Below are 16,206 nucleotides of genomic sequence, written 5' to 3'. Positions count from 1 at the left end.
CCCCCGCCCATGCGGGGGCTTTCTTGTTCACTACCCCCGCCCTTTCTTAATCCACATCAACTCTTTGGCTGACGGGTTTTGCCAAACCTTGACCTTCTCCTTTAGGCAAGGTTTACATTCGACTCATCCGTCACAGGGAAACCGCCCATGTTGTCATCGAGATTGCCCACAGTGCTCATCGCCCGGCTGTTGCTGGCGCTGCTGCTCGTCTGCAATCTCACCCTCTGCATCAGCTGGCATGGTGCGGCGGCAAGGGAAGAGGCGACTTCTTCCTCCCTCGCCATGACCAGTGCCGACACTATGCCCGCGGCCATGCAGGGGCTCTCCTGCCACGATGGCGGTGGCGGCAGCGCTGCCGCCGACCTCAATCAGGACGAGTGCCAGATGCACGGCGGCCTCACCTCGCCAATGGGTACCGGCCTGCCGCTGCTGGCGGCCCTGCTGACCCTGTTCGCCCTGCCGCTGTTGCTGCTGCCCCTCGGGACGGCAAGCGGCGCACTGGACAACTGGCTGCGCGATCCCTTGCTGCGTATCCGCGGCACCCACCCTCCCTCCTGGCCGCGCCGACACCTGATGCTGTCGGTGCTGCTCCACTAGAAAGCCCTTCTCTCGCGGCGGCGGCAAGCTTGTGCTTGCTCGTTTCCTGCCGCCTTGCCTGACCCTGTGACCACTGGCCCTGCCAGCAACAGGGAGCCGAGCGCACGCTGACGTTTACCGCTGCGCCCCGTTTGCCGCCAGCCCCCTGGGTGATGCCTTGCCCATCCGGCGGCCTGTACAAGAGAAGACGTATCATGTCACCAGCCAACTTTGTCGCCTTCGCGGGCGCCCTCTCCTCCTGCCCTGCCCGTGCCGGAGGCCAGTCATGAACAAGACAGTCCTGATGTCTGCCCTCCTGCTCGCCCTCGGCGCCGGTGGCGGCTACTGGGCCGCCAAACAGAGCACCGATGGCGCCAGTACCAAGGAGAAGACGCCGCTCTACTGGGTCAACCCCATGGATCCCCGCGACAAGCGCGACGGCCCCGCCAAGGACAACATGGGGATGGACTTCATCCCCGTCTATGAGGAGCAGAAAAACGGCTCGCCGGGCACCGTCACCATCAGCCCCGAGATCCAGCAGAACCTGGGGGTGCGGCTCGCCAAGGTGGAGAAGCTGCCCCTTCAACAGCAGGTCGAGACGGTGGGCTATGTCGGCTATGACGAAGACAGGCTGGAGGCCATCAACGCCCGCATGGCGGGCTGGATCCGCACCCTCGCCATCAAGAGCGAGGGGCAGAAGGTGAGCAAAGGGAGCCTGATTTACGAGCTCTACGCCCCGGATCTGGTCAACGCCCAGCACGAGTACCTGCTGGCCCTCAACACCAGCAACCCCCTGCTGTTGCGCGCCGCCGAGGGCAAGCTCAAATCCCTGCAGGTGCCGGCGGATCAGATTGCCGCCCTCAAGCGCAGCCGTCAGGTGCGCGAAACCATTGCCATCTACGCCCCCAGCAGCGGCTATGTGTCCGAGCTCAAGGTGCGAGAAGGCCAGTATGTGGAGCCCGCCGCTGCCCTGTTCAACATCAGCACCCTCCAGCAGGTGTGGGTGAGCGCCGAGGTGTTCGAGCGCCAGGCCGCCGAGCTCAAAGTGGGGGATCCGGTCACCATGACCCTGGACTACGCCCCGGGCCGCCGCTGGCAGGGGCGGGTGGACTACCTCTATCCGACCCTGGATGCCACCACCCGTACTCTCAAGGTGCGGCTGCGCGTTGACAACCCGGACGAGTTCTTGAAACCCAATATGTTCGCCAAGGTGAACATTCACACCGGTAAAGGAGAGCCACAGCTGGTGGTGCCGAGCGAAGCGGTGATCCGCACCGGCAGCCAGGACAGGCTGGTGCTGGCCCTGGGGGATGGCAGCTTCAAGTCGGTGGCCGTCACCCTGGGCCCCCAGTTTGGCGACAAGGTTGCCATCAGGGAGGGAGTCGAAGCGGGGGACAGCATCGTCAGCTCGGCCCAGTTCCTGCTCGACTCCGAATCGGCCATCGACTCGGACTTCCAGCGCATGACGGCGGTGCGTCCCGCCCAGGTGTGGACTCAAGGGGCTGTACAGAGCATCGATCTGGCCAGTCGCACCCTGATGGTGGCCCACCAGCCCATCCCCGAGTGGCAGTGGCCCGCCATGGAGATGGAGTTCACCGTCGCCGAAGGGGTCGATATCAGCAAGCTGGCCGAGGGGCAGACCCTCCATCTGCAGGTGATGCAGGAGGGGGACGAGTACCGCATCACCAGCATCCATCAGGAGAAAACGCCAGCAACCGGCGACGCCACCAAGCCAGCGATGGACGAAATGGAAGCCATGGACCACAGCCAGCACGATATGGGAGCCAAGCCATGATCCCTTCCATCATTTTCTGCTTGGCAGGCAACCGAACTCCGCTCTCTGCACCCTTTGAGAAAGGAGCCAGATCATGATCCCTTCCATTATTCGCTGGTCCGTGGGCAACCGCTTTCTGGTGCTGCTGCTGACCCTCATGCTCACCGCCTGGGGGCTCTGGTCGGTGAAACAGACCCCGGTGGACGCCCTGCCGGATCTCTCCGACGTCCAGGTGATCATCAAGACGGCCTATCCGGGCCAAGCGCCCCAGGTGGTGGAGGATCAGGTCACCTACCCGCTCACCACCGCCATGCTGGCGGTGCCGGGGGCGACCACTGTGCGCGGCTACTCCTTCTTCGGCGACTCCTTCGTCTATGTGCTGTTTGACGACGACACCGACCTCTACTGGGCCCGTGCCCGGGTGCTGGAGTATTTGAGTCAGGTGGCTCCCAATCTGCCCGCCTCCGCCCGCCCCCAGCTCGGCCCCGATGCCACCGGGGTGGGCTGGGTCTACCAGTACGCCCTGGTCGACAGAACCGGCAAGCACGACCTCAGCGAGCTCACCTCCCTGCAGAACTGGTTCCTCAAGTACGAGTTGCAGACGGTGGAGGGGGTCTCCGAGGTCGCCACCGTCGGCGGCATGGTGCGCCAGTATCAGGTGCGGGTCGACCCGGACAAGCTGCGCGCCTACGGCATACCGCTCTCCCTCATCGAGACCGCCATCCAGCAGGGCAATCAGGAGACCGGCGCCTCCGTCATCGAGATGGCGGAGGCGGAGTATATGGTGCGCTCGAATGGCTATTTGAAGAGCGTGGAGGATCTGAAACAGATCCCGCTTGGTACCAATGTGCGCGGTGCTCCGCTGCTGCTGGGTGACGTGGCAGATGTGGTCACCGGGCCCCAGAGCCGGCGCGGCATCGCCGAGCTCAACGGCGAGGGGGAAGTGGTGGGCGGCATCATCGTCATGCGCTATGGCGAGAATGCCCAGCACACCATCGACGGGGTCAAGGCGCGGCTGGCAGAGCTCAAAAGCAGCCTGCCACAGGGGGTGGAGATCGTCACCGTCTACGATCGATCCGACCTTATCCAGCGCGCCATCGACAACCTCTCCGGCAAGCTGCTGGAAGAGTTCGCGGTGGTGGTGCTGGTCTGCCTCGCCTTCCTGTTCCATCTGCGTTCATCCCTGGTGGTGGTCATCACCCTGCCCATCGCCATCCTGACCGCCTTTATCGTGATGCACCTGCAGGGGATCAACGCCAACATCATGTCGCTGGGGGGCATCGCCATCGCCATCGGCGCCATGGTGGATGGCGCCATAGTGATGATCGAGAACGTCCACAAGCACATGGAGCGGGAGGCGCTCACCGACAAGAACCGCTGGCGCATCATCACCGAGGCAAGCATAGAGGTGGGGCCCGCCATCTTCTTCTCCCTGCTGATCATCACCATCAGCTTCCTGCCGGTGTTCGCGCTGGAGGCGCAGGAGGGGCGGATGTTCCACCCCCTCGCCTACACCAAGACCTACGCCATGGCCGCCGCGGCCGGGCTCGCCATCACGCTGGTGCCGGTGATCATGGGCTACTTCATCCGTGGCAAGGTGCTGGCCGAGCAGGCCAACCCGCTGAACCGCTGGCTAAGCCAGGGCTATGTGCCACTGCTGAAAGCCGTCTTGGCTCGTCCGAAAACCACGCTCATGCTGGCGGCGGTGGTGACGGTAGCGGGCTTCTGGCCGCTCAAGTACCTGGGCTCCGAGTTCATACCGCCGCTCGATGAGGGGGACATCATGTATATGCCCACCACAGCGGCCAATATCTCGGTGGGTAAGGCGCGGGAGATTTTGCAGCAGACCGACAAGCTGATCCGCACAGTGCCCGAGGTGCAGAACGTGTTCGGCAAGGCGGGGCGCGCCGACTCGGCCACCGACCCCGCCGATCTGGTGATGATGGAGACCAGCATCCAGCTCAAGCCCCGGGATCAGTGGCGCCCCGGCATGACCCCGGAGAAGCTCAAAGAAGAGCTCGATTCCCTCATCCGCTTCCCCGGCCTCACCAATGCCTGGGTGCCTCCCATCAAGACTCGCATCGACATGCTGGCCACCGGCATCAAGACCCCGGTCGGCATCAAGATAGCGGGGCCGGATCTCAAGGTGATCCAGCAGCTCGGCCAGCAGCTTGAGCAAGTAGTCGGCAAGGTGGAGGGGGCTGCGTCGGTCTACGCCGAGCGGGTGGCGGGCGGTCGCTACGTCAAAGTGGACATCGACCGGCTCAAAGCGGCCCGCTACGGCCTCAACATCGCCGATGTGCAGGCGGTGCTCGCCACCGCGGTGGGCGGCATGGAGGTGGGCCAGACCATAGAGGGGCGCGAGCGCTACCCCATCAACCTGCGCTACCCCCAGAGCTATCGCGACTCGGTGGCGAGCCTGGAGCTGCTGCCGCTGGTCACCCCGAGCGGTGCGCGCATCGCCCTGGCGGACGTGGCCCGGGTCTACATCAGCGACGAGGCCCCCATGCTGCGCAGCGAGAATGCGCGCCTGAACGGCTGGGTCTACGTCGACATTCGCGGCCGCGACATCGGCTCCTTTGTGGCAGAGGCCAAGGCCGAGGTGGAGCAGCAGCTGGTGCTGCCGGCGGGCTACGCCCTCACCTGGTCCGGGCAATACGAATACATGGAGCGGGCCAAGGCGCGCCTCGCCTACGTGGTGCCATTGACCGTCGCCATCATAGTGCTGCTGCTCTATCTGGCGTTTCGCCGCTTCCAGGAGGTGCTGCTCATTCTCACCACTCTGCCGCTCGCGGTGGTGGGCGGGATCTGGACCCTCTGGCTGCTGGACTTCAACCTCTCGGTGGCGGTGGGGGTGGGCTTTATCGCCCTGGCAGGCGTCGCGGTGGAGACCGGTGTCTTGATGCTGGTCTACCTCAACCACGCCTGGGATGACCTTGTCGCGAGCGGCAAGCCGGACAAGGCGGGCCTGCACCAGGCAGTCATTCACGGCGCCGCCCTGCGCCTGCGCCCCAAGATGATGACGGTGGTGACCATCATCGCCGGCCTGTTGCCCATCATGTGGAGCCACGGCACCGGCTCAGAGGTGATGCAGCGCATCGCCGCGCCGATGATCGGCGGCATGGTGAGCGCCTTAGGTCTGACTCTCCTGGTGCTGCCCGCCGCCTACTACCTGTGGCGCAGCCGAAGCCTTGGCAAGGCCGAAACCCGGCAAGCCGACTGACCACCACTGTTGAATCAATGAGAATGAGGAGTAAAAACCATGAACTACAAGACGCTGACCCTGACCCTGCTGATGGGCCTTGCCACCCACACCGGCCTGCAGGCCGAGGAGATGATGAACCACCAGGGCCACGACATGGGCCAGATGGGACAAATGGACGGCATGAACGAGATGGGCGAAATGACGATGACCAAGGGGGTCATCAGCCGCATCGACGCCCCCAACGGCAAGGTGGGGATCAAGCACGAGGCGATCGCCAACCTCAAGATGCCCCCCATGAACATGGTGTTCCTGCTGGCGGATCCGGCCCTGCTCAAGGATCTGAAGGTGGGGGATGCAGTCCTGTTCCACGCCGAGAACCCGGCGGGCAAACTGACGGTGACCCAACTGCAGAAGCAGTGAGTGCTGGCCACGGTAATAAAAAACGGCGGGATTATCCCGCCGTTTTGCTATCCGGATCCTGGCAATCGAGGCCGTTCAGCCGCGGATATGGTCGATAAAGGCGTCAATCTGCTCCCGGGTGCAGGCGGGGTTCATAAAGACAGCCTTCTCCCCTGCGATGTAGGAGTACTTGCCGCGGGCGTCGTACTCCGAGTGCGCCACCGCCTCCACCCAGTTGGTGTAGAGCCCCACCTTGCCGCGCTCCTTGAACAGGTTGCGGTGGTAGTCGGTGTTGCGGGCCAGCCGCGCCTTGTAGGCCGCATCCGGGCTGCGGGCCAGCTCGAAGGCGAACTCGGCCTCCGGATCCTGCACCCACTCGGGGTTGTAGATCTTGAAGCCCACGCTCGGCCCCTGGTTCTCCTGGGCCACCAGCTTGACGTTGCCAAGCTGGCTCAGACGAAAGCGGAAGTAGTTGGCGTTTTGCAGGCAGTGGGCCAGCACGGTGCGATAGCCCTCCACCCCCAGGTAGTTGAGGGCCGCGTAGGCGCCGAACAGGCCGCTCGCCCCCCGGGAACACTCTATGGTGGACTGCAAGTGGGTCTGGCCCTGGATGTCCCGCTCGAAGTAGGAGAAGTTCTCAGGGTCGTTCTCCATCGCCTTGAGATCCTCCTGCTCCTTGATCATCACCAGGCTGGAGGTGTAGGGCACATAACCCCACTTCTGGAAGTCGACGGTGAAGGAGTCGGCGTATTTGAGCTCGGCGAAGCGGCTCACGTTGCGCTCTATGCCCGCCAGGGTGGCGGCATTGATGGCCAGCGGGTTGGCGGCAAAGTCGTACTCCAGGAAGAAGATCATCGACCAGCCGATGGCGGCATCCACGTGGATGTGGGGCTTGACCGCCACCTCGAACCGCTCGCACAGCCTGTCCCGCAGCTCGACCACGGGTTTCACCTGGTCCACCCCGAAGGTGTCGGTGGTGCCCATGGTGAGCATGATGGTGGGCACCACGTGTTTCAGGGCAAAGCAGGCGGTCAGGGTGCGCTCGAGATCCGCCAGATCGATGTCGTTGTTCTCCCCCACCTGGATGCGGATGGTCTTGTGCTCTATGTCCACCCCGAGCAGGGAGAGGTTGGTGATGTTGGAGTAGTGACCGCCCTGGGAGTTGATGATGCGGTAGTCCTGATAGTGGCCGAGCCCCTTGTGCTTGGCCTCCGGCAGACTCTTGCGGATGCCGAGCAGGTAGCCGTAGAGGTTACAGAAGGTCCCCCCCTGGGTGAAGATGCCGGTGGCGCGGGCCGGGTCGTAACCCGCCAGCAGGGCTATCTGGCGCACCACCTTCTTCTCCAGCTCCTCTGCCACCCCGGCGTATTCGGAGTAGACCAGATTGGGGTTGGCCAAGATGCCCATCTGGGCGCCGTAGATGGCGGGATCCGCCGACATTGTGATGACGTTCTCGACGCTGGAGGGGTTCTCCCAGTCTTTCGACAGGGCACCGGCGAACAGCAGCTCCGTCATGGGCTCGCCCGGGGTGCGCATCTGTGCGGGCACCGGCATGGTCTCGCAGAGATCGGCGAGACGGGCGCGGCCATCTGGCCAGGCGTTCAGCCGAGCATCCGGCGCCAGGCCACGGGCGCGAAACTCGTTGAGAGTGGCAAAACCGGGCTCGCGAAACACCGGCCAGAGATCGGGATTGCGCGAGAAAAAGTTGGCTTTGACTGTGGCGAAACGGGCGGAGAACTCGGGGTGGACGGCGTTGACGCCTTCATCTTTCAGATAGACAAGATCGCTCATGATAAGACCATTAGTACTGCAAATGTGCCCCGGTTATACCCCCGGGGCGGCACTTGAGACAGCGACAATAACTAATGGCCTGCCCTACTTTTTATCATGGCCACGGCAGTCGGGGGCTGGCGGCACCCTGGCACCGGAGCCCGTGCTCCGTTTCGTGATCCGGGTCATGTCTCTTAGCGCAGGGCCGTCACCAACCAGGCCTCCAGCTCCGCCAGCTCATGGGCCCTGGCCGGGAAATCACCCATCAGCGAGCGCAGCAGCGCCGCCATCGCCTCTGGCCGGTAGGGTGTCCCCACCAGGCGCTCGGCCAGGGCATCCAGGGGCGCCGGATCCAGGCTGTCGCTGAAGATCTGCGCCCGCCCTATCACCCCCTTCTCCACGTCGAAGTGCAGCTCCACCCCGCCCCAGCCGAAACGCTCGTCCAGCTGATGGCTGAACGCCGGGGCATGGCCGAAGTTCCACTCCCAGCTGCGCTGGCGGGCGAAGGTGTCGGCGAAGCCGGGCAGATCCGGCATCTGTTCGGGGGAGATATGCTCGGGCGCTACCCGCTCACCGTAGTAGTGAAAGAAGGCCTCGATGAGGGCGTCATTCAGCTGCTGGTGATCTATCCCCGGCAGCAGTTCGCAGAGGTTGGCGACCCGACTGCGCACCGAGGTGATCCCCTTGGCCGCCAGCTTCTTGGGATCGGGATTGAGGTAGTTCGCGAGCCGGCCGAGGTCCGCCTCCAGCAGCAGGGTACCGTGGTGAAAGCCGCGATCCTGGGTCTCCCTGTAGGCCGAACCCGACACCTTGCGATCCCCGTCCGGGGTCGCCACCAGCAGATCGTTGCGCCCGGAGGCGAAGGCCTCGACCCCGAGCCGCTTGAGCGCGTCCAGCACTATGGCAGTGGAGACGCTCTTGTCATAACCGGGCTTGCCCGCCATAAAGGTGAAGCAGCTGTTGCCGAGATCATGGAACACGGCCCCGCCCCCGCTGCTGCGCCGCGCCAGGGTCACGCCGTCCTCTTCCATGCGGCGGGTGTTGCACTCCTTCCACGGATTCTGCGCCCGGCCTATCACCACCGTATTGGCGTTGCGCCACAGGAACAGCACCCGCTGGGCGGGATCCATCTGGCGGAAGATGCACTCCTCCACCGCCAGGTTGAACAGGGGGTCGTGAGAATCGGATACGAGCAGGCGCAAGGGAGACATGGGAGGAGACATAGGGGGACCTCGTTGGAAAAGGGGGAGACTACCATATCACCCTGCTCCCGGGGCGTCCTCCCCTGAGCGCGTCCCCAGCGCCCCCCGCCCGGTCATCCACTATGGACAGGATGGCTGGAGTTGGCCTGGACGCGCCGAAAAATGCAATCTATCAGCAACGGAGCGGCCTGCAAGTGCAAAGAGGGACATGAAATGACTCTCTTTTTCATCCACCAGGGGCCGCTGCCTGGCCAGATGAGGTGCCAAAATGCACTGTTCCTCCATCCAGCGTGATGAATGACACAAAAATGAGTTTTAATGGCCCGCACTCCTGCGCTTTATGGGCTTTCCTCCCCTTGCGAAGGAGAAGAAATTGTCTGACTCTAACCAGCAGAGCACCTCCCGAGAGAAGAGCGGTATGCCGGAGTCCGATGCATCCTGCCAGCCTGGCTGCTGGCTACTGTCGATATGGGTGGTGATATCCGCCCTGATCACCCCCTCCCTGCGCGCAGACGAGCGCGTCATTGTACAGCTCCCCTGGCAGCACCAGTTCCAGTTCGCCGGTTACTATGCCGCCATCGCCAAGGGCTTCTATCGAGACGCCGGTTTGCAGGTCACCCTGCGCGAGGCCGGCCCCCGCACCGATGTGATCAACGAGGTGACCACGGGCCGGGCCCAGTTCGGCATCCGTGGCAGCGATCTGCTGCTGGCCCGGGCTGCCGGTCGCCCCGTGGTGGTGCTCGCCGCCATGTTGCAGCACTCCCCCCTGGTGCTGCTCACCCTGGACAGACCCGATATCCGCACCCCGGCGGATCTGGCCGGCAAGCGGCTGATGCTGGAGCCGGGCTCCAACGAGCTGCTGACCTATCTGCATCACTATACGCAGACCAGGCAGTGGAACACCCTCCCCTACGAGCAGGGGGTACAGGCGCTGCTGACCGGCAAGGCGGACGCCATCAGTGCCTACAGCTCCACCGAGCCCTTTGCGCTGGCGCAGCTGAACATCCCCTACCGGGTGTTCAATCCCCGCGACATCGGCTTTGACTTCTACGGCGACAACCTCTTTACCTCGGAGCACGAGCTCGTCACCAGGCAGGAGCGGGTCCATGCCTTCCTGCAGGCGAGCCTCAAGGGGTGGCGCTATGCCATGGACAATCCCGAGGAGATGATAGACCTCATCATGACGCAGTATCCGAGCGGGTCCGGACGCGAGCAGCTGGCGTTCGAGGCACGCGAAACCCGGGCGCTGATGCAGCCCGACCTCATAGAGCCGGGCTACATGCAGCAGGAGCGCTGGCTGCAGATCGCCAGAACCTATCTGGAGGCCGGCATGCTCAAGGCCGTGCCCAGCCTGGCCCCCTTTATCTACGACCCGGCGCAGGCCCGGCTGCACCAGCAGCGGCAACTGCTCGACAGGAGCGTGGCGGTGGCCATGCTGATCACCTTCAGCCTGCTGGTGCTGCTCGGCATCTTCCTGTATCTCCACCTGCGGCTGCGCCAGGAGGCGCGGGATCGCCAGCGGCTCACCCGCGAACTCGCCCAGCGCGAGCAGCACTACCGCTTCGTGGCCGAGAACAGCGCCGACGTCATCTGGACCATGGACACCGCCTCCCTGCGCTTTCGCTACGTCAGCCCGGCCATAGGGCCCCTCAGCGGTTACGAGCCCGACGAGCTCTTCACCATGTCACTCAAGCAACTGCTGCCCGACGAGTCCCGAAAACGGCTGCGCGAGGAGATGACCGCCGCCCTGGCCGCCTGGCAACGGGGTGAACAGGCCCAGACCCGCTGCGTCATCCACTCCCAGCTGCGCCACAAGGATGGCCATCTGGTGGCCATAGAGACGGTCACCACCCTGCACGGCAACACCCGGGCGCGGCCGGACGCCATCCTGGGGGTGACCCGGGATATCACCGAGCGGGCCGCCCGGGAGGAGATGATGCGCCGCCTCGCCTTCCACGACCCCCTCACCGGCCTGGCCAATCGCCGGCTGCTGCAACAGCGGCTGAAAGAGAGGCTGCAGCAGGAGCCCGATCGTCCCCTGGCCCTCATCTTCATCGATCTCGACCACTTCAAGCCGATCAACGACACCTTCGGCCACGAGACCGGGGATCTGCTGCTCAAGCTGGTGGCCGAGCGCATGGGCCATTGCGTGCGCGAGGAGGATCTGGTGGCGCGGCTTGGCGGCGACGAGTTCGTGATCCTGCTGCCCGATACCGGCTATGCCGCCCTGGGAGTGGCCGACAAGCTGCACCAGAGCCTGCACCATGCATTCCAGCTCGAGCAGCAGGCGCTGCGCATCTCCAGCAGCATAGGGGTGGCCCTCTATCCGGCGCACGGCTCCGACCCCAAGACCCTGATGCACCACGCCGATCAGGCCATGTATCAGGCTAAGAACCAGGGCCGTGGCCGGGTCTGCCTGTTCACGGCCACCTGGGATCCGGCGCAGGGGACCCTGCTGTGGCACCCCGGCCATGAGTGCGGCCATCCCCGCATCGATGCCGAACATCACCAGCTCTTCATGCTGGCCAACCGCCTGCTGGAGCACATCAAGGATCCGGGCGAGAATCGCGAGCCCTTTCTGGAGAGTCTGGCGAGCCTGTTCGAGATGGCCCGTCAGCACTTCGCCTTCGAGGAGCAGTTGCTGGCAGAGTGGGACTACGGGGAGCTTGCCAGCCACCGCCTGGATCACCAAAGGCTGCTCGACAAGGCCGGCCAGCTGATGGCCGCCGCCAAAGCGGGGACTCTCGGCAACGACGAGCTGCTCAACTTCATCCTTCAGGAGCTGGTGGTCGGCCATATGAGCCAGGCGGACAGACGCTACTTCCCCCTGTTCAAACCAGAGCGCCCATTGCAGATCAGGGAGGTCGTCGCCTAGTCACCCCGCAGGGCGACCACGGGGTTCAGGCGCACCGCCCGCAGGGCGGGAGCGACCCCGGCCAGCAGACCGACCAGGGCGCTGCCCCCCAGGGCCAGCAGTAGATAGAGGGGATGGAGGCTGAGCGGCAAGCCGGCCGCCAGCAGTGCGAACAACAATTTGAGCCCTCCTAGCAGGGCCAGCCCCATGACGCCCCCCAGCAGTGCCAGCACCACGGCTTCGAGCAGGAACAGCAATAGAATGCGGCGCCGCGGGCAGCCCAGCGCCATCAGCAGCCCCACCTCGGGGATCCGCTCCTGCTGGGCGATGCTCATGATGCTGAAGATGCCGACCGCCCCGATCAGCAGCGAGATGATCCCCAGCCCGCCGACCGCCAGCTTGATGATGGAGAGTATCTTGTCGAGACTCGCCAGCATGTCTTGCTGGGAGGTGAGAGTAAAATCCTCGGCGCCGTGGCGAGCGATCAGCACCCGTCGGAGCGGGGCCGTGATCTCGGGCTCCGCCTGCCCGGCGCCATAGATGACATCTATCTCCTGCAGCCCTTCCTTGTTGAACAGCGCCTGTGCATGGGCCGCGGGCAGGTAGATCATGTCATCCAGATCGAAGCCGAGAAACTGCCCCTTGGGGGCCAGCACCCCGGCCACCCGAAAGCGGCGATCCCCGGCCCGCAGCAGACTCCCCGGCGCATCGCCGCCAGGGAACAGCTCAGCCGCCACCTTGGCGCCCAGCACCGCATAGGCGCGGGGCATGGCACTGTCATCCGCGGGCAGAAAGCGCCCCTGCGCCAGGGTGAGGCGCCAACCGGAGAGCGCTGCCGAGCCGGTGCCCAGAATGGCGGTGCTGCGGGTCAGCCCGCGGCTGCGCACCTCCCCCTGCCCCTGCACCACAGGGAGCGCCGCCTCTACCCCCGGCAATCTGGCGAGGTCATCGGCATCCTCCAGCAGCAGGGGGCGGCTGCTGGAGAGGATGCCGGGCGGGCCGCCGGCGGTCTCGGTCTTGCCCGGAGTCACGGCAATCAGGCGGGTACCGAACTGGGAGAAGCTGTCGAGCAGATAGAGCCTGAGCCCCTCGCCTATGCCGGTGAGCAGGGTCACAGAGGCGATGCCGATGGCGATGCCGAGCGCCGACAGCAGGCTGCGACTGCGCCCTGCCAGCAAGGCACGCCAGAGCCAGAACAGCAGATCGACGAGGCGCATCAGCCACCGCTCCATTGCCCGCTGCGCAGGCTGCTGACCGGATCCTGCCGCGCCGCCCGGGAAGCGGGCAGCCAGCTGAAGAAGAGCCCTGTCAGCAGGGCCGCGGGGATGGTGCAGAGGGTCGCAAGCCAGGGCACGGCCGCCGGGAAACTGGGCCAGATCAGCGCGGCGAGGGCCACCAGGACATAGCCCAGCAGGGTACCCATGATGGCACCACCGCCGCTCAGCAACAGCGCCTCCCACAAAAACAGCTGGCGGATCTGGCGGCTGTCGGCCCCCAGTGCCTTGAGCAGGCCTATCTCTCCGGTTCGCTGGCGGGTGCTGATGAGCGCCAGATTCATCATCATGATGCCGGACACCAGCAGGCTGATGGCGCCGATACCGGCGACCGCCAGGGTGAGGGTGGCCAGAATGGTGGAGAAAGTGGCCAGCATGGCGTCGCGCCGCACCAGGGTGATATCGAGCACCCCGTGGCGCGCCTGCATCAGCTGCTCCAGCCGCTGCACCAGCGGGGGCACCGCCTGGCCTCCCAGCGGCTGGATCAGCAGGCGAAACAGCCCCTCGGTATTGAACAGCCCCATGGCGCTGCCCACCGGGATCAGCGCCGCCTCGGCCATGTCCATCCCCAGATTGCTGCTCTGGCTGGTGAAGACACCCACCACCCGAAAGCGGCGATTGTCAAAGCGAAGCCACTGGCCGAGGGGATCGGCCTGACCGAACAGCTCACGGGCCGCCACTTCCCCGAGCAGGGCCACCGGCCTGTCCTCCCCGGCGTCCCCCGGCAACCAGCGGCCGGAGAGCAGCTCAAGTCCGTGGGTATGCCGCAGCCCGTTGCTGCTGCCAAGCAGCATGGTCTGGCGCACCCGGGCACCCTGCTTGGCCTCGGCAAAGCCCATCACCAGCGGCACCAGCCTGAGCTGGGGTTGATGCTGGCCCAGGTAGTGCATGTCATCCAGGGTGATCTCCCGCAGGCTGTTGCCGGTGACCGGCGGCAACCCGCCTGTGGTCTCCTTGCGGCCCGGGAACATCACCAGCAGATCCTTGCCAAGGGCGCTGAACTGCTCGGCTACATAGCGCCTCGCCCCCTCCCCCAGCGCGGTGAGCAGCAGCACAGAGGTGACGCTCAGGCTCACCGCCAGGATCAACACCAGCGCTCGCGCGCGCTGGCGTAGCAGGGCCACGGCGGCGAAGCGGAGGGCATCGGGGCGCCGCATTCAGCCCCCACCGCTGTCGCTGCTGATGCGGCCATCGTTCATCAGGATCCGCCTGCCCGCCCGCTCGCCGATGCGGGGATCGTGGGTCACCACCATCAGGGTAATGCCCTGCTCCCGGTTGAGCCCCTCGAGCAGGGTGATCACCTCCTCCCCGGAGCGGGAGTCGAGATTGCCGGTGGGCTCGTCCGCCAGGATGAGGCGCGGCGCCATGGCCATGGCCCGGGCGATGGCCACCCGCTGGCGCTGACCGCCGGAGAGCTCGGCCGGCCTGTGGTCGGCCCGATTGTCCAGCCCCAGTTCCCCCAGCAGGCGCTGGCTGCGGCGGTAGCGCTCGGCGGGAAGGACGCCGCACAGCATCAGCGGCAGCTCGACGTTTTCCCGGGCGGTCAGGCGGGGGATGAGATGAAACGACTGGAACACGAAGCCGATGCGATGGCCGCGCAACTGGGCCAGCGCCGGTTCAGACAGGGTGGCGGTATCCTCCCCTCCCAGCCAGTAACGCCCCTCGTCTGGCCGGTCCAGCAACCCCAGCACGTTGAGCAGGGTCGACTTGCCCGAACCCGAGGGGCCCATCACCGCCAGATACTCCCCCTCGGCGACCCGCAAGGAGACTTGCGCGAGGGCCGCCACCTCGCTGCCCCCCAGGATGAAGCGACGGCTGACGGCCTCGAGGCGAATGAGGTCACTCATCCGCCTGCTCCGTGGCGGCGGTGAAGGGCCCCTCCCCGACTATCTGGCCGGGCTGGGCCGCCAGCCGGTCACCGGCGGCCAGCCCCTCGGCCACCTCTATCCAGTTCCAGTTCTCCACTCCCCAGCGGGGCTGGACCCGCACCAGGCGGTCGCCCTCCAGCCGCAGCACGCTGCCATCGTCGGCCCGGCTGCTGGCCGCCACCCGCAGCACCCCGGTGGCGCGGGTCACCTCCACCTCGAGATCGGCGCTGTAGCCGATAAGCAGGGGCACGTCGCCGGGCGGGGCTGTCAGCACCGCCTCCACCTCCACGGTACGGGCCTGTTTCTCCAGCTCCTTCACATAGGGGGCGATGCGGGTGACGATGGCGGCAAAGTCGCGCCCGGGCATGGCGTCGAGCAAGACCCTGGCGTGCTGGCCCACCTTCAGGCGGGCGGCATCCACTTCATCGATGGGGGCTGAGACATAGAGGCAGTGGTCGTCGATGAGATCGATAACGGGGGGCATGGCCACCCCTGGGGGTGAGGGGGTCATGTATTCGCCAAGCTTGCTGTTCACCTCCGCCACCACGCCGGCAAAGGGGGCCTGCAGGCGGCGCTCGGCAAGGCGGGCCTCCACCTGGGCGACCAGCGCCTCGTCGACCCGCTCCTGCTGGCGGGAGGCCCGGCAGATATAGCGGCGGGTATCGGCCAGATTCTGGGCCTGCTCGGCCAGGGTGCGGGAGGTGAGGTTCTTGGCGAGCAGGGTGGCCAGCCGCCGGGCCTCCCGCTCGTAGTAGGTGGCCTCGCTGCAGCGCTCCTCGCTCTGGGTCTTGCCGAGGGCCTGCTGGGCGCGGGCGCGGCTGAGATCGGCGCGAATGTCCTCGCTCCAGAGAGTCAGCAGCAGATCCCCCTGCGCCACCCTGTCCCCGGCCTTGACGGCGATCTGCTCCACCACGCCGCCACCGGGCAGACTGAGCCCGGCCCGCTGGCACGACTTGATGGTGCCTGCCCGGGTGTTGACCAGGGTCACCAGCACATCCCCCCGCCCGACCTCCACCAGCTTGACGGGCGTCCCCTGCGGTCGCCACCACCATGCCAGGGCCGCTAGCGCCACCCCGGCGCCCGCCGCCCACCACAGCCAGCCTCTCTTCATCGCGCATCCTTTCGCTATTGACCCCCGTCACGTCCGGCAGGAGAGCAGGGCATCATTTCGCTTTCGCTATTAACTCCCGTCATGAGTGACGGGAGAGCAGGGCATACTAGAGCAAGGGTACCACCATCGGGGTGGGCAAGGAGGAGAGCAGGATCCCGAAAATCAGGCTGATG

Annotated in this window: 11 protein-coding genes; 5 read left to right on the top strand and 6 right to left on the bottom strand. The window is 65.6% G+C overall.

Going from position 1 to position 16,206, the window contains the following annotated elements:
• The first annotated feature begins 147 nt into the window (after positions 1-147).
• The 4 genes from WIR04_RS06765 to WIR04_RS06750 all read left to right on the top strand — a co-directional run bounded on the left by WIR04_RS06765 (position 148) and on the right by WIR04_RS06750 (position 5,975).
• Positions 148-597, top strand: coding sequence for a hypothetical protein (locus WIR04_RS06765; protein WP_338891445.1), 450 nt, complete (start codon positions 148-150; stop codon positions 595-597).
• A 265-nt stretch (positions 598-862) separates the two neighbouring features.
• Positions 863-2,371, top strand: coding sequence for an efflux RND transporter periplasmic adaptor subunit (locus tag WIR04_RS06760; protein WP_338891443.1), 1,509 nt, complete (start codon positions 863-865; stop codon positions 2,369-2,371).
• Between the two features lie 73 nt (positions 2,372-2,444).
• On the top strand, positions 2,445-5,573 hold the full coding sequence (locus WIR04_RS06755; RefSeq protein ID WP_338891441.1) for an efflux RND transporter permease subunit: 3,129 nt from the start codon (positions 2,445-2,447) through the stop codon (positions 5,571-5,573).
• A gap of 39 nt (positions 5,574-5,612) precedes the next feature.
• The gene (locus WIR04_RS06750) at positions 5,613-5,975 is read left to right on the top strand and encodes a copper-binding protein (protein ID WP_338891439.1); all 363 of its coding nucleotides are present in this window, start codon (positions 5,613-5,615) and stop codon (positions 5,973-5,975) included.
• Between the two features lie 75 nt (positions 5,976-6,050).
• Here WIR04_RS06750 and WIR04_RS06745 read toward each other — a convergent pair whose 3' ends face one another.
• Positions 6,051-7,745, bottom strand: a complete 1,695-nt coding sequence (locus WIR04_RS06745; protein ID WP_338891437.1) for a pyridoxal phosphate-dependent decarboxylase family protein — start codon at positions 7,743-7,745, stop codon at positions 6,051-6,053.
• A gap of 173 nt (positions 7,746-7,918) precedes the next feature.
• Positions 7,919-8,935, bottom strand: coding sequence for a lipoate--protein ligase A (locus WIR04_RS06740; RefSeq protein ID WP_338892479.1), 1,017 nt, complete (start codon positions 8,933-8,935; stop codon positions 7,919-7,921).
• A 409-nt stretch (positions 8,936-9,344) separates the two neighbouring features.
• Between WIR04_RS06740 and WIR04_RS06735 the strand changes: the two genes are divergently transcribed.
• Complete coding sequence (locus WIR04_RS06735; protein ID WP_338892477.1) at positions 9,345-11,801, top strand: diguanylate cyclase domain-containing protein; 2,457 nt, start codon at positions 9,345-9,347, stop codon at positions 11,799-11,801.
• On the opposite strand, the gene WIR04_RS06730 is transcribed toward WIR04_RS06735, so the two are convergent.
• The 4 genes from WIR04_RS06730 to WIR04_RS06715 are packed head-to-tail and all read right to left on the bottom strand — an operon-like array spanning position 11,798 to position 16,033.
• Positions 11,798-12,997, bottom strand: coding sequence for an ABC transporter permease (locus WIR04_RS06730; protein ID WP_338891435.1), 1,200 nt, complete (start codon positions 12,995-12,997; stop codon positions 11,798-11,800). The genes WIR04_RS06735 and WIR04_RS06730 overlap by 4 nt on opposite strands.
• Positions 12,997-14,211 carry an ABC transporter permease gene (locus tag WIR04_RS06725; protein WP_338891433.1) on the bottom strand — a complete coding sequence of 405 codons (1,215 nt, stop codon included), beginning with the start codon at positions 14,209-14,211 and terminating at the stop codon, positions 12,997-12,999. Before WIR04_RS06725 ends, WIR04_RS06730 begins: the two co-directional genes overlap by 1 nt.
• A complete protein-coding gene (locus WIR04_RS06720) occupies positions 14,212-14,901 on the bottom strand; it encodes an ABC transporter ATP-binding protein (protein ID WP_338891431.1) in 690 nt (229 codons plus the stop codon). It lies immediately after the preceding gene.
• Positions 14,894-16,033, bottom strand: coding sequence for an efflux RND transporter periplasmic adaptor subunit (locus WIR04_RS06715; protein ID WP_338891429.1), 1,140 nt, complete (start codon positions 16,031-16,033; stop codon positions 14,894-14,896). Before WIR04_RS06715 ends, WIR04_RS06720 begins: the two co-directional genes overlap by 8 nt.
• Positions 16,034-16,206: the final 173 nt, after the last annotated feature.

Origin of the sequence: Aeromonas rivipollensis (assembly GCF_037811135.1) — a bacterium.
GTDB lineage: Bacteria > Pseudomonadota > Gammaproteobacteria > Enterobacterales > Aeromonadaceae > Aeromonas > Aeromonas rivipollensis.
Note: the sequence above shows the minus strand (reverse complement) of the source record. Positions and strands in the feature narration are given on the sequence as shown.